The organism is Bifidobacterium asteroides, assembly GCF_030758775.1.
Lineage (GTDB): Bacteria > Actinomycetota > Actinomycetes > Actinomycetales > Bifidobacteriaceae > Bombiscardovia > Bombiscardovia kimbladii.
In genome coordinates this window covers 669,792-683,800 of the sequence record NZ_CP132384.1, presented here as the reverse complement: position 1 = coordinate 683,800, position 14,009 = coordinate 669,792, and the positions used below count along the sequence as shown (strand labels likewise).

Genomic DNA, 14,009 nt, shown 5'->3' with positions numbered 1-14,009 from the left:
TTCGATGGTCATCTTGTTTCTCGATCCACAACCAGGACAGTATACAAACTACATGTCCTTTAATCATATTTATATTTAACTTTATAAGGTCACAATGAGAGACGATGATAGAGCGGGTTTCAATTATGTCCACTACAAGAGATCATTCGAGTATTGCTCCAATATTCCATCCAGCAGAAAGCTGGCACGCTGAAAATGTAAGGCAATTCTTTGTAGCAATAGCATACTCTGTCCTGCTTTTAGCATCAGGAATCGGTCTCAGGTTGGCAGAATATAACTTAATTGAAAATAAAGCAGAGCGAAGTTGGTATAAGCAAAATACCTTCCCCCACAATTTCGTGCTTGACAATCCCTATAAAGACTCTGCAAATATGCTGCTGGCTTTGTGGACATTAATCATAAGCGTCATTATTGTGACAGCTTTTTTGGAAACAAAAACTCCTGAATCATCCAGCAAAGCGAGAGCATTCATTGTATTCGTCTGTTTCCTGTCATGTGCTATTAGCATTGTCACAGGCTACATATCTCCTGATATGTTGCAGCAGAACGATTTTGGTCTGAGCCTGTTATTGATATTCGTCAGCCTCAATATCGCAGCCTTTGCTCTTAGCTATGGCGTAAAACAGGTCTTTTCGTTTCACATGATACAGGAAAACGAAATGCTGAGATCAGATCACCTCAATGAATATCAGTCATTAGCTAAGGGATCATTGGTCAGAAGACACCCGAAAGCCGATGCTTTTCTTCGTATTACTTGCGGATTGATACTCATGACTACTCCTGCTGCTTTTATAACATATGGAATAGCAGCGCTATTCGCCAGAATAAACAATCACCCAGTGGCCTCTATAGGGACGTTTATTATAACTGTTGCTTTTGAGCTGGTTCCTTGCTTGTTAGATCCTCTGTTTATGCTAGACATCGGCGTTGGCGGTCGCCCAAGTAGAAAGAACCTAGAACACTACAAGGGTCGCATGGTTTGTAAATGGATATATCGAGTCTTTACAGTATTGTCTTCTTGGCTTATATCAGTGCTTACCTTTGCCATCGTATTGAATCCAACAACTATGCCTATGTTCTTAATCACTCTTTTGGTGCCGATATTGATCGTCGTCATCTATCTGCTACCCTGCTGGAATTGGTTTTTAGCTCCCATTCATAAATGGTGGGTTAGCAATTTGATAAAAGATGACCAGCGTAATATAGAACAGATTCACTACGAAGCATTCACAAAAATTGCGGCGTCATACTTAAGCTCCGAATTATCCGTGGATACTCATCGCGAGTATTTGATGCATACCGTCATAATACCCGCTGAAAAAGGGAAATGGGCAGAAATATGTGATCCCGCTTCCCGCACCACAAATCAAGTTCCCTTGCTTTCTTTATCAACTCAGGAACTTCAGAAAACCCTAGAATCTGATAACCTCAAACAGAAAAACGATATAAGTCCTGAAGCAACAGAACGTCAACGCGCTATCACACGCTTGATAAATAAAATCGACACCAATGATCCAGAGTTCAATTGTTGCGACCAAGAGGACTGCAAAATCTATTTAGCTGCTATCTTCGATGATCGTCAGTACTTATCAACATCTATAAGCTCAGAGGCTGATAACGAGGAAAGACTACAAAAAGTCATCACTCATAGTTTTTCCAGCTTCAAAGGAAGGTGGCAGCTGATACTGACGCTAGTGAGGCGGTGAAGCCAAGACATGCGATGTAACCATGTGTGCTTTTGACAGCTTTAATCGACCAGATCACCTAGGTTGCAGCGTTCTCCATTCCTCGTGGACAAGCAACAATGTAATCCCAAATGTGCAGGATCTTTGACGAATTGAATCGGCATTGATCATTTACGGCCTTTGAACCGCCATAAAAATATCTGACTCAACATCTTACGATTCAACCCGTGCTACTCTGATGCGCAGAACCTGATGCAGGTTCCCGGACGATGGTCAAGTACCCGGACAGCGACAAGACTTGCCGAAAGGCAGCCATGTCCTCGTGGATCGTACTCATACTCGCTGGCATCTGTGAATCAGTCTGGGCCACCGCCCTAGGCAAGTCTCAAGGCTTTACCAAAATCGTCCCGGACATGGTTTTCATCGTTGGATTGATTCTCAGCATGATGGGTCTAGCCTTTGCCATGCGCAACATCCCTACCAGCACGGCCTACGCGGTCTGGGTCGGCATCGGAGCTGCCTTGACTGTCCTATACGCCATGGCTACGGGCTCGGAGCCTGTTTCACTCGCCCGCATTCTGCTCATCATCGGTTTGGTCGCCTGCGTGGTCGGACTCAAGGTCGTCAACTGAGAACAGTGGCCATCAACACAGACATATCCCAGCGACCGAATTAAGAACAAATGAGCCCGCTCAACGTTTCTATCAGGCCATGGGCTTCAAACGGACCGGCGAGCACGCCTTCACCTTGGGCACCGACGTTCAGACCGACTGGAGCATGACGCAGCAGTCAATTGACGGATGCGTCTGTACAGCCGAGCGGCACCGACGGATCGGAGACGACCCGACGCAAACCATGAGTGGCCAGAATCCGCCCCCCAGAGGGAAGCAGGTAATTCATCATGACATCATCCGTGCACACTGATCAGGACTGTATCGATGATCCAGTCTGTCAGGATTACCTTAATAACACGGGCATAGTGGACTTCGGCCTGAAGCTGCATACCGAAAGAGTTGTGGAAATAGCCATTGACTGGACCGTTGACAAGAATCGCTCTGTCATGCCTCCGTTGAAGCGGGCATCCCTCATGCTGGTCTTCAAACGGCTCTTTACCCTGACCCCCACCAAATACCGGCCCAGCTTTTCCCTTCGGCACTATAACAACGCCTGAAGTCTTTAGACTGGAACCATGAGAATCGTTATACAACGGGTCAGCCGTGCACGGGTCGATGTGGTCGACGAGCAGGGGCAGCCGGATCCCGATTTCACGCCACAGAGCATCGGCACGGGTCTCCTGCTCCTGGTGGCCGTCCAGGACAGCGACGGCGATGCCCAGGTGGACTATGCCGTGCGCAAGCTGACACGGATGCGCATCTTCGCCGATGAGGAGGGCCGGATGAACCGGTCGGTCCTGGACTGCGGCGGCTCCATCCTCTCCATCTCCCAGTTCACCCTCTATGCGGATCTGCGTCGCGGCAATCGTCCCAGCTTCATGGCGGCCGGAGAGCCCCGACACGCCCAAAGCGTCTGGCAGGACCTGAACCGAGCCCTGGCCGCGACCGGTGTGCCAGTTGCCGTCGGACAATTCGGCGCCCACATGCGAGTGGATCTGGTCAACGACGGACCGGTGACCATCCTGCTGGATACCGACAGGCTGCTGAAGACGGCTGCTCCTTCAGCGACTATTTAACGATGGGTCGCAGGGGCGCCGACACATCCAACTGATGCTTGTCGCCGATCTTGGACGGATCATTGATGATCTTGTCGACCACCGCCTGCTTGAGCTTCAGGTCGGAGCCGTCGCCCCAGATGATGACATGTTTGCCCTGGTCCAGCTCGGTGGTGATGGAGTCCTGGGTTTCCGCAGTCACCTTGGTCACCGAATGACGCATGGCCTCGGGCATGGTCGACAGTATCCGCAGGGTCTGCCTGACCGCCTGATCCTGCTGGGCACGGTTGACGGTGGAGACCTGGATGACCGGCACTCCCTTCACCGGCTTGGACACAGTATTGAGCACCCTTCCCTGTCTGTCTACGGCCGTCAGTCTGTCCTGTGCATCCTTGAAGACCGCAGTGGGCTCCTGGGCATCGAAGGTCACCTCCAGACCGTGCGGAAAACTCTTGCGGACCTTGGCATCGGTCACCCCGGCCATGCCGCTGATCTCCTCCTCGACTCCATTAGTGGAAATCAGCAGCAGCGAGCGATCCCCCTGATGAGCCACGATTGAGGCCACCCGATCGTTGGACACCCATGCATTGCCGCCGCTGACATCGATCTTTTCGGTCTGCAGGCGGAAGACCGGCGAGAGAAAAAGCAGCCATGACAGTCCTGCAATCAGAGCCATGACCAGGAGGACGACACCTGTCCGGATCAGGACCAGCCTGCGACTGACCTTCTTCTTCTCGCGCACCCGGGCCTGAAAGTCCAGAACCTTGGGCCGTACGAAGATCCCCAGCCCCTGATCCTCCTGGTCGGTGCCAATCCTGCCTGAGACGGGTCGGTCCGGCGGTATGGTCCGGGCATCGACGAATCCGCCGGCCGAACTCGTCGAACGAGATTCTGCAGACTTGGATGCCACAGACTTGGAGGCTGAGGCGCTGCTGCCTTTGACCAGCGAGCGGGAGGATGAAGAGGCCGACCTTGGGCTACGCGTCCGGGATCCGCCTGCATTCTTGGCACGATTGGGACGACTCTTGAGACGCTTGGACCGCTTGAGACGCCTGCCCCTGCCGCCTGTCTTTTCAGCCTTGGACCGGCGACCTGCCAATCCCGCAGCATCGGAAGCGGCCGACCTTCCCGATCTGGCGTTTCTGCCGGTCTGCGGTTCCTCTCCCAAAGGCTTGGCGGTGCGCCCAGACCGGGCTGTCCGTGCGGCCTTGGCAGCCCGGACGGCCCTGCTTCTGGAAGAGGCTCCGCCGGAGGCGCTGCGACCCTTGCCGGTCTTCACTGCTCGTCCCGTTCAGCAAGCTTGTCAAGAATGACCGTTCCCATGGCGGTGACATCACCGGCGCCCACAGTCAGGATCACATCCCCCGGCTCTGCCCGCTCGGCCAGATCCAGAGCTGCCTGATGCATGTCCGGGCAGGCCCGGAAGACAGCTCCGGTCGACCTCTTCCCGGAATCCCGGGACTCCTGATTCGATGCCTTGCGAGCGGCGGCAGGGATGGTCCCGGCATCCACGCCCGGAAAATCGCTGGCCAGCTCGCGGGCGGGGAAGATGTCGGTGACGGTCACATCGTCCGCCAGGGACAAAGCATCTGCGAACCGGTCAGCAAAGATGGCCGTTCGCGAATACAGGTGAGGCTGGAAGAGCACCCTGATGGTCCGCCCCGGATAACGCCGTCTGGCGGCTGTCAGCAGGGCGGCGATCTCCGTAGGATGATGGGCGTAATCATCAACTACGGTGACCCCGTGCTGGATTCCGCGGACCTCGAAGCGTCGAGAGGCCCCACGGAAGTCGGCTGCAGAAGCGGCGGCTGCATCGGGATCCATTCCCAACAGGATGGCGGCGATGATGGCCGCGGCTGCATTGCGGGCATTGTGAATGCCGGGAATCGCCAAGTCCACCTGCAATTCGAGCGGCTTGCTGGCATCCAACCCTGCTGCCTGAAGCACCTGCGCCGGGAGAGCCAAACGGCAATGCTCACGACCGCTGCCGCTGCTTTCGGACTCGGACTCGATGCGAACCAGGCCGAGGACCCCGGGCAGGGAGTCCATATTCAGCTGGGGATCCGAAGCATAGACGATGATCTTGGCCTGGCAGTCCCCGTGCAGCCGCCGCAGCACCTCCAGGGCTCCCTGGTCGTCCCCGCAGACCACCAGGAAGCGGCGGGCATGCCTGGCATGTTCCACGAAGGCCTGGTGGAAGGCGTCAGCCGTGCCGTAGTGGTCCAGATGGTCGGGCTCCACGTTGGTGATGATGGCGATGTCGGGAGTGTACTTGCCAAAGCTGCCGTCGGACTCGTCCGCCTCAGCCACCAGGACCCGTCCGGCCCCCATATGCCCTCCGTCCATGGGCCCCTGGCCGCTCTGAAGGCTGCCCCCGATGGCGTAGCTGGAATCAGCCAGATCCCCTTGGCCGCCCTTGGTCAGCAGGTGGGCCAAGAGCGCGCTGGTGGTGGTCTTGCCATGGGCTCCAGCTACGGTGACTGAAATCCTGGATGCCATGAGCAGGGCCAGAATGTCACTGCGATGGACCAGCCGGGCGCCGGCCTCACGAGCCGCGAGAATTTCGGGATTGTCGGGCTTGATGGCACTGGACCAGACCACCGTGCGAGCCCCGGCCACGTTGCTGGCGTCCTGGCCGATGGCGACCGGGATTCCCAGCTGACACAGGCGGCGGGTCTTGTCCCCCTCGGCGCGGTCGGAGCCCGAGACCTGCACCCCCTCCTGGTGGAGCATCTCGGCCAGCACGCTCATCCCGGCCCCGCCGATGCCGATGAAGTGGGTGGGCCCCAAATCCCTGGGGTCGCGCACTCCGGCCTGGGCCAAGGCAGGCAGGCAGGGGTCCAGAACCGGCAGGGACCGGTCGCCGCCGTCCTGCCGACCGGGCACAGTATTCAATTCATGCTTGGGCACAGTAGTTGCATCTCCTCCAACAGTTCAGGACCATCCAGGACGGGGTCGCCCGTCGCCTGCCTCCATTATGCCCGATTAGGCCCTCCCTGAGTCCTGGCGGGCAAGGTGTTGGTCGGCCATGGTCAGAATCTGCTCGGCCATAACCTGGGCAGCGTCACGAATCCCGTACCCCCAGGCCCGGCGGCGCATATCAGCCAGCCTATCCTTATCAGCCATAAGAGCAGGGACATGCTCGACCACCCATTTGGCGTCCAGCGCCGCATCATCGACCATGAGCCCTCCCCCGGCCTGAACGACTGGCTGGGCGTTGAATCGCTGCTCGCCGTTGCCGATGGGCAGGGGCACGTAGACTGCGGGCACCCCCAGGGCGGCCAGCTCGCTGACAGAGCCAGCACCAGCCCTGCAGACCACCAGATCGGCGCAGGCGAAGGCCAGATCGATCCGCTCCAAGTATTCGGCCATATGGTAGTCCCCCCGGCCCTGGTGGGCCGGGTCCAAATCGTTGATGGCCGCATCGCCCAGATCAGCCGCCACCTGCTCTCTGACTTGGTCGGCCTTGCCGCGGCCCGTCAGATGAATGACCTGGGTTCGCTCCAATAGTTGCCGGGCCGCGCCAGCCACCGCCTTATTCAGGCTGAGCGCACCCAGGGATCCCCCGGTGACCAGCAGGATGGGCCTATCGGGATCCAGACCCAAGGACTGCGCCGACTCCCGGCGAGCGCCCGAGGGATCAGCCTCCATCCGCTTGGCCAGTCGGGCGATAGCTGGCCGCAGGGGAAGACCCACGCGGCGCACAGGCACTCCGGCCCGGGCTCGGATGCCGGTATCCTCATAGGCTGTACCTACGAAATCAGCCCAGCGAGCGCCCAGCTTGTTGGCCATGCCTGCCCGGGCGTTCTGCTCGTGGACGACGATGGGCAGACCCAGGTTCCGCGCAGCCCTGTAGGCCGGCGCCGAGGCATAGCCACCAAAGCCGACCACCAGGTCGGCCGACCGTTCCTGCAGATATTCTCGGACTCGCTGCACCTCATGCCGCCAACGCCGGGGAAAGCCCAGGGCGGCCTTGCCGGGGCGACGGGGAAGGGCACCTTCTCAATCAGGTCCAGGGGAAGTCCGGCGGCCGGCACCAGGTCGTGCTCCAGCCCGACAGCAGTACCGATCACGCTGACAGCCGCCTGGGGGCAGCGTTCCCGAATGGCCGCAGCCACGCTGAGCAGGGGGTTGACATGCCCTGCCGTCCCACCACCGGCTAGCACCAGATGGGGGCCAGCGCCCTTACCGGCATGCTCCTGGTCGTCCCCAGGCATCCCGTTCACGGTCCTCGTCGCTGTCGTCATCCCTGAATCCGCTTCCTTTCCGCCATATCCATTCCATATCTCATGACCCGTCCGTGGCCGCCTTCACGTCCGGCTGAGTCCGAATCATCTGCAGGGCCACCCCGGCCGAAGCCAGGCAGGAGATCAGGGCGGTCCCTCCAGCCGACACGAAGGGCAGGGGCAGGCCGATAACCGGCAACAGGCCCAGAACCACGCAGATGTTGACCAGGGCTTGACCCACCAGCCATACATCCAGGCAGATCAGCACCATGCCCGCATACCGGTTCCTGGTGGTCAGGGCGATCCTCAGCATGCACCAGCCCATGACCACGAAGACCAGAATAAGCATGGCCGCCCCTACAAAGCCCAGCTCCTCGCCGATGACAGCGAAGATGAAGTCATTGTGCGCCTCGGGCAGGTAGTTCCACTTCTCCCTGGAGTTGCCCAGCCCGACCCCGGTCAGCCCCCCCGAGGCCATGGCATACAGTCCATGGATGGACTGGTAGCAGACACCCTGAATGTCATCCGCCGAGCACTTGCCATAGGCGGCCATGATCCGCTGGGTCCGGTTGCTGTTGCCATAGACCGAGAAGCCGATGACCGCCGCCATCCCCAGGACTGCCAGGCTGAGCAGCCAGCGCAGGGGGAAGCCCGAGACCAGGAAGGCCACGAAGCCGATGATGACGATGATCATGGCCGTTCCCAGATCCTTGCCCAGCATGATCAGCAGGAAACTGACGATAAAACCGGCGGCAGGCTTGGCATAGGCCTTGGCCAGGCTCTTCAGGTCGGAATCCTTGCCAGCCTGCCGCTGGGCTTCGATCAGGGCCTGGGGCAGCCACAGGCACAGGGCCAGTTTGAGCAGCTCAGCCGGCTGCATGGAGATGCCCCCCACCGAGATCCATCCCTCATTGCCGTTGGCAGACCGCCCCAGGGGAGTACGCGTCAGCAGCTGAATACCCTGGCTGACAATCAGAAACCCCGTACTCCAGCTCCGGTAGCGGTCGATGCTGATCCGCACAGCCAGAAGGGCCAGCAACAGTCCCACCACAGCGTATATGCTCTGACGAATAACCTGGCTCCAGGGAGAGCTGCCCTGGGCCACCAGATCCACAGACGAGGAGGAAAAGACCATCATCAGGCCAAAAACCGTGGTGGCGACGACCGTGGCCAAAAAGCCGTAGTAGCACCAGAGCGGGTTGAGGATGGCCCGCCAGCCCCGGTAGTCTTCCTTGCCGCCAGACCCCCGGGAGGGAGCCTTGTGCGGATCAGTGTCGCGCTTCATGCTCGTGGACCCACTGTTCGGCCTGCTGGGCAAACTGGTCGCCCCGGTCGGCATAGGAGGCGAACTGATCCATGGAGGCGCAGGCGGGGGCCAGCAGAACCACCTGGCCAGGCTGTGCATAGGAGCCAGCGGCACGGACGGCCCGGGCCATAACCTGATCGCCGGCACCAGGGTCGATCAGGGTAACCGGCAGATCGGGCGCCTGGTCCTTGATGGCCTGGGCCATGGGCTGCTGATCCCGGCCGATGATCACGGCTGCAGCCAGCTTGGACCTGCGGGACCGGACTAGATCGTCAAAGCGGGCGCCCTTGGCCAACCCGCCGGCCAGCCAGACCACCTGGCCGTCATGGTAGCTGGCCAGGGAGGCCTCGGCGGCATGGGCGTTGGTGGCCTTGGAGTCGTCGACAAAACGGATGGCCTGCGAACCCTGGCCCAGGGTGGCCACCGTACTGATCCTGTGGTCGCCAGGGGTGAAAGCACGCATGGCTTCGATGGCCGCGTCGACCTTGGCCCCAGCACCCAGGGCCAGAGCCAGGGCGCAGAGGGCATCAGCCAGCAGATGGGGGTAGACCGTGCCGTCAGGCTCGCACAGATCCGTCAGGTCGGCCACCCGGACCAGCCTGACGCCCTCCTCAAAGTCATGACCGGTCAATCCGCTGTGGTCTATGACCCAGCCATCCTCTACGCCCAACTGCCCAGGCTCGGGCCGACCCAGGGTGAACCCCACACGTCGGCAGCCTGGGGCTGGCTGCGCCTGCCTGGCCAGTTCAGAGACCCGGGAGTCGTCAGCGTTGTAGACCAGGGCCTTGCGCACGCCCCGGTAGATGCGCGCCTTGTCGGCCGCATAGGCCTCAAAGCCACCGTGCCAGTCCAGGTGATCGTCGGCCAGATTGGTGATGGCCGCGCACTCCAGGGTCGGCGAGAAGGTGAAGTGCAGCTGGAAGGAGCTCAGCTCTACGCAGAGCATGTCGTTGTCGGAGTCCAGAACGGCTGTGGAGACGGCCTTGCCGATGTTGCCCACCGCAGGGGCCGTGAACCCGCTGGCCTGCATCATGGCGGCGACCATCCTGGTGGTCGAGGTCTTGCCATTGGTGCCGGTGATTCCGATCCAGGGGGCTGGCCGGCCGGTCCGGGCTGCGGGCACCCGCAGCATCCAAGCCATCTCCACTTCGCTGACCACAGGGATGCCCCGACGCTGCGCCTCAAGGACAAATGGGGTGCGCGGATTGAAGACGGGCGAGGCCATGACCAGGTCCACTTGGCTCCAATCCACCTGGTCGAAGTCATGAAGATCGGCCTGCGGGGCGCGCTGGTCCACAGTGATCACCCCGGCCGCCCGGCCTCGCAGGGCTGCGGCCACGCTCCGTCCGGAAATGCCCAGCCCGGCGACCAGTACATGCTTCTGGCTCAAGTCCATATCCATGAACACCTCATTCCGCTAGCTCCGGCATCTGCTTGGCATGATACCGGCTGCCGAAGTCCGGTACCGTGAATGGACGCGCTCAGATGGGCAGCCCAGAGCGGACCACCCAGTCTGCATAGAAGCAGACCAGGGCCAGCAGGACGAAGATCAGGTCCACCATCCAGAACCGGACAACCACCTTGGACTCCTGCCAACCCATCAGCTCGAAGTGGTGGTGGATGGGCGCCATCTTGAAGACCCGCTTGTGGGTGAGCTTGAAGTAGCCCACCTGGATGACGTCGGAGGCGGCCTCACCCACAAAGAGCCCGCCCAGGATGACCGCCAGAAGCTCGGTATGAGTGGCGATGGACAGGGCTGCGAAGAGCCCGCCCAGGGCCAAGGATCCGGTGTCTCCCATGAAGATGGAGGCCGGATTGGTGTTGTACCAGAGGAAGCCGAAGCAGGCCACGGCCGCGCAGCAGGCGATGATGGCCAGGTCCAGGGGGTCGGAGACCGCGTAGGCATGGCCGGGATGGCTGCCGCCCTTCAAGTGGTAACTTTCCCAGAAGGCGATGACCGTGTAGCCCACGAAGGCGATCATGGAGGAGCCTGAAGCCAGCCCGTCAAGGCCGTCAGTCAGGTTGACCGCATTGCTCCAGGCCGTCATCAGCAGATTGACCCAGATGATGAACAGCACCACGGACAGGACGCTGCCTGCCATTCTGAAGTCGATGATGGGCTGCTCCACGAAGGAGATGCCCGCCTGGGCGCTGGGGTACCCGTTCTTGGTGGGCAGCTTCAGAGCCAGCACCGCGTAGATGGTGGCCAGTATGAACTGGCCGATGAACTTGGCCCTGACCGACAGGCCCAGGTTCTGCTTCTTGCGCACCTTGGCGAAGTCGTCGATGAAGCCCAGGAAGCCCATGGAGAGCATGGCGAACAGCACCAGCATGGCCGACAGGGACACGGATTCCCCCCGCGACAGGTAGCGGTAGAGCGCCGAGGCTGCCCAACCCAGCAGGATGGCCAGGTTGATGATCAGCCCGCCCATGGTCGGGGTGCCGCGCTTGACCAGGTGGGACTTGGGCCCATCCTGGCGGATGTACTGGCCGTAGTGCAGACGGTGGACCAGCCGTATCAGCAGGGGGGTGCCTGCCAGCGTCACCACCAGGGCGACCAGGATTCCGATGATGAGGGCAATCACAGTGTGTACTCCAACTCTTGGATTCTGTCCTTGAACGTTCTACCCCGCTGTGGGGATGCCAGCAGATTCATGGCTCAGCCCTGCCACCGGTCGGCCAGACCGGACAGGCCGGACATGTGCGAGCCCTTGAGCAGGACAAGATTTTGCCGGTCAGGATGCTTGGCGCATAGGCGGCGAACCATTTGATCGGCCTGGTCAGCATCCTGGGCGAAGAGGACGCGCATGGCCCCAGACTGTTCCTCGCTCCGACCAGATAGGCCGCCAGCGCCACGGACAAGGGCATGAACCAACCCGTCCATCTGCTGATCCCGGCAGCCCACCGCGACCAATGCATCAATGCCCAACCGACGGCAGTAGGCGCCGATCTCCTGGTGCAGCCGCTCCCCTTGGCCGCCCAGCTCAAGCATGACCCCCAGGACAGCTATCCGATAGACCGGGCCATCGGATCCCTTCCAGGCGGCCAGGGCGTCCAGACCAGCCCGCACGGAGTCGGGATTGGCGTTGAAGGAATCATCGATCAGCGTGAAGGAGGCATCCGGCAGCCGGACCGAAGACAGGGCCATCCGATGCGGGCTTATTTGCTGCTGTCGACCCAGCTCATCGGCGATGCGTTCTGCGTCCAGACCCAGAGCGTGGGCTACCGTGGCGGCAGCCAGGGCGTTCATGACATTATGCCGTCCCGGGATGCCCAGACGCAACCGCACTGGTTGCTGGCCAGGCAGACGCAGCTCGAAGGCCGGCCTGTCCAGGCTGTCGCTGTCAAGGTAGCGAGCCGAGCCGTCCAGGCTGCGGTCCTGACCGCCGTCCTCAGCGGCCATGCCAAACCGCAGAACAGGCCCAGAGGCCAGATCAGCCATGGCAGCCACCCGGGAATCGTCTGCGTTGAGCACGGCGGTCCCGCCCGGCACCAGACCTTGCACGATCTCGCTCTTGGCCTGGGCGATGCGATCCACGGAGCCGAATTCGCCCAGGTGGGCCACTCCCACCTTGAGGACCAGAGCCATGTCCGGGGGAACCATTGTGGTCAGCCGGGCGATCTCACCCAGGTGGTTGGCACCCATCTCGGCCACCAGATACCGGGTGTCAGGCCCCACCTCCAAGGCTGTCAGAGGAAGGCCGATCTCGTTGTTGAAAGACCCGACAGGGGCCACCACCGGACCAAGGAGTGCCAGCAGAGAGGACAGCAGATCCTTGGTGGTGGTCTTGCCGACGGATCCGGTGATGCCGATCACCGTAAAGGGTTCTGACGCTGCGCGCCGACGGTCTATGCTGGCCCGGGCCAGCAGCCCCAAGGCGTCAACCGTATCGTCCACAAGAATCTGGGGCAGGTCAGCGCCCGGAACGAGATGGTCGACCAGGGCCGCCCGGCAGCCCTTGGCTCCCAGGCCGGGAACATAGTCATGACCATCCACGTGCTCGCCCTTGATGGCTACGAAGAGTCCATCGGGCTTGGCCTGACGGGAGTCGGTCACCACCCGCATGCGCACGGACCGCTGGTCGGATTCGTGACCAGGACTGACCTCGACCAGCCGACCGTGCACATATTCGACGACCTCTTCCAGGGTCATGGGCATGGACCCGGCCCCTACAGACTGACTCATCCTCACCTCTCAGGACATTTCGCGGGAGACGCGCAGGGCGCTCCTGATGTTGTTGCGTTTGACGCCGGCGGCCATGGTCATGGCGATGCACAGGGACAGGTCGTCGCTCTGTGCATCGGCGGGCAGGGACTGCCGGGCCAGCCCGTCGGATTCCTCGTTGCGCCGGGCTACGATGGTGTGCCCGCCCAGGCTGAACCCATATCGGCGGGCCCTGGAGATCAGCCGTACGTGCCGCATATCGCGCGTGGAGCCCTCCTGGGCGCCCAGGGCCACTACATCCAGATCCACCGCCTGCAGGGCATCCCTGGCCAGGGTCTGTTCGTCCACGGAGATGACCACGGCGGCCGCCCCGTCCTCCAGGGCGATGGACAGACTGCGTTGCACATCGAACATGCTCAGGGGATATTCCAGGTCCAGTCGCCGGTCCAGCGAGTATGAGCCCTTGGAGCTGAGAATGCCGACGGGATTGCCCAGCACGTGCAGGAAGTCGGCCAAGAGATCCACCTGCTCCTGCACCTGGGAACCGACCAGGGCGAAGACGGCCAGGGCTCCCGAAGGGTCCCCTGCGGCGTTGGACAGCAGCTGGCCCATCTGCCAGGCGTGCATGGTGCCGAAGAGCAGGGGTATGCGGGCTCGTCCCACCTGTTGACGGGCCGAGGTCGGCAGCAGGGCTGCGTAAGCCCCTCGACGCTCGGCCTCCTCGATCATGCCCTGGTCCACCTGCTGGTCTGCTGGCACATACAGACTGCCGGGCCGCACTGAGGGCAGGTCGTCCACCAGTGAGGTCACCGTAACTGGTTCAGCGAAATCGGGGACCAAGGTCAGCCCGTAGCGTCCTTTGAGCTGACCCAGGGTCAACCGTCGGGAGATTGATTCACTCAGCGCACTCATGCTGCAATCTCTCCTTCGTCCGGGAACGCCATGATGCCTGCCGGTA

General features: G+C 60.8%; 11 protein-coding genes, 1 pseudogene and 1 riboswitch. Of the genes and pseudogenes, 4 read left to right on the top strand and 8 right to left on the bottom strand.

Going from position 1 to position 14,009, the window contains the following annotated elements; genetic code table 11:
* Nucleotides 1-104: 104 nt before the first annotated feature.
* From RAM15_RS02470 to dtd, 4 genes are all read left to right on the top strand, one after another.
* A complete protein-coding gene (locus tag RAM15_RS02470) occupies nt 105-1,706 on the top strand; it encodes a hypothetical protein (protein WP_306221918.1) in 1,602 nt (533 codons plus the stop codon).
* 221 nt (nt 1,707-1,927) lie between these two features.
* Nucleotides 1,928-1,991, top strand: a riboswitch (guanidine-III (ykkC-III) riboswitch).
* A gap of 8 nt (nt 1,992-1,999) precedes the next feature.
* Complete coding sequence (locus RAM15_RS02465; RefSeq protein WP_306221917.1) at nt 2,000-2,317, top strand: DMT family transporter; 318 nt, start codon at nt 2,000-2,002, stop codon at nt 2,315-2,317.
* Nucleotides 2,318-2,586: 269 nt separating this feature from the next.
* Complete coding sequence (locus tag RAM15_RS02460; RefSeq protein ID WP_306221916.1) at nt 2,587-2,856, top strand: hypothetical protein; 270 nt, start codon at nt 2,587-2,589, stop codon at nt 2,854-2,856.
* Between the two features lie 18 nt (nt 2,857-2,874).
* Nucleotides 2,875-3,375 (top strand): D-aminoacyl-tRNA deacylase, encoded by a 501-nt coding sequence (gene dtd, locus RAM15_RS02455; protein WP_306221915.1) that lies wholly within the window; start codon nt 2,875-2,877, stop codon nt 3,373-3,375.
* On the opposite strand, the gene RAM15_RS02450 is transcribed toward dtd, so the two are convergent.
* From RAM15_RS02450 to RAM15_RS02415, 8 genes and pseudogenes are all read right to left on the bottom strand, one after another.
* On the bottom strand, nt 3,368-4,633 hold the full coding sequence (locus RAM15_RS02450; protein ID WP_306221914.1) for a cell division protein FtsQ/DivIB: 1,266 nt from the start codon (nt 4,631-4,633) through the stop codon (nt 3,368-3,370). The genes dtd and RAM15_RS02450 overlap by 8 nt on opposite strands.
* Nucleotides 4,630-6,240 carry a UDP-N-acetylmuramate--L-alanine ligase gene (gene murC / locus RAM15_RS02445; protein WP_372338673.1) on the bottom strand — a complete coding sequence of 537 codons (1,611 nt, stop codon included), beginning with the start codon at nt 6,238-6,240 and terminating at the stop codon, nt 4,630-4,632. Before murC ends, RAM15_RS02450 begins: the two co-directional genes overlap by 4 nt.
* 99 nt (nt 6,241-6,339) lie before the next feature.
* Nucleotides 6,340-7,571: pseudogene (locus RAM15_RS02440) on the bottom strand (UDP-N-acetylglucosamine--N-acetylmuramyl-(pentapeptide) pyrophosphoryl-undecaprenol N-acetylglucosamine transferase).
* A gap of 70 nt (nt 7,572-7,641) precedes the next feature.
* On the bottom strand, nt 7,642-8,865 hold the full coding sequence (locus RAM15_RS02435; RefSeq protein WP_306221913.1) for a peptidoglycan glycosyltransferase FtsW: 1,224 nt from the start codon (nt 8,863-8,865) through the stop codon (nt 7,642-7,644).
* The gene (gene murD / locus RAM15_RS02430; RefSeq protein WP_306221911.1) at nt 8,849-10,288 is read right to left on the bottom strand and encodes a UDP-N-acetylmuramoyl-L-alanine--D-glutamate ligase; all 1,440 of its coding nucleotides are present in this window, start codon (nt 10,286-10,288) and stop codon (nt 8,849-8,851) included. The genes RAM15_RS02435 and murD overlap by 17 nt, the downstream gene beginning before the upstream one ends.
* A gap of 79 nt (nt 10,289-10,367) precedes the next feature.
* Nucleotides 10,368-11,471 (bottom strand): phospho-N-acetylmuramoyl-pentapeptide-transferase, encoded by a 1,104-nt coding sequence (gene mraY, locus RAM15_RS02425; RefSeq protein WP_045924096.1) that lies wholly within the window; start codon nt 11,469-11,471, stop codon nt 10,368-10,370.
* A 74-nt stretch (nt 11,472-11,545) separates the two neighbouring features.
* Entirely contained in the window at nt 11,546-13,072 is a 1,527-nt protein-coding gene (locus RAM15_RS02420) for a UDP-N-acetylmuramoyl-tripeptide--D-alanyl-D-alanine ligase (protein WP_306221910.1), read from the bottom strand.
* Nucleotides 13,073-13,081: 9 nt separating this feature from the next.
* A complete protein-coding gene (locus RAM15_RS02415) occupies nt 13,082-13,963 on the bottom strand; it encodes a UDP-N-acetylmuramyl peptide synthase (protein WP_306221908.1) in 882 nt (293 codons plus the stop codon).
* Nucleotides 13,964-14,009: the final 46 nt, after the last annotated feature.

Excerpts from the sequence above, each read along its gene's own strand:
- RAM15_RS02470 (WP_306221918.1), top strand. The coding sequence starts at position 105 with ATGATAGAGCGGGTTTCAATTATGTCCACTACAAGAGATCATTCGAGT.
- RAM15_RS02465 (WP_306221917.1), top strand. The coding sequence starts at position 2,000 with ATGTCCTCGTGGATCGTACTCATACTCGCTGGCATCTGTGAATCAGTC.
- RAM15_RS02460 (WP_306221916.1), top strand. The coding sequence starts at position 2,587 with ATGACATCATCCGTGCACACTGATCAGGACTGTATCGATGATCCAGTC.
- dtd (WP_306221915.1), top strand. The coding sequence starts at position 2,875 with ATGAGAATCGTTATACAACGGGTCAGCCGTGCACGGGTCGATGTGGTC.
- RAM15_RS02435 (WP_306221913.1), bottom strand. The coding sequence starts at position 8,865 with ATGAAGCGCGACACTGATCCGCACAAGGCTCCCTCCCGGGGGTCTGGC.
- murD (WP_306221911.1), bottom strand. The coding sequence starts at position 10,288 with ATGGATATGGACTTGAGCCAGAAGCATGTACTGGTCGCCGGGCTGGGC.
- RAM15_RS02420 (WP_306221910.1), bottom strand. The coding sequence starts at position 13,072 with ATGAGTCAGTCTGTAGGGGCCGGGTCCATGCCCATGACCCTGGAAGAG.
- RAM15_RS02415 (WP_306221908.1), bottom strand. The coding sequence starts at position 13,963 with ATGAGTGCGCTGAGTGAATCAATCTCCCGACGGTTGACCCTGGGTCAG.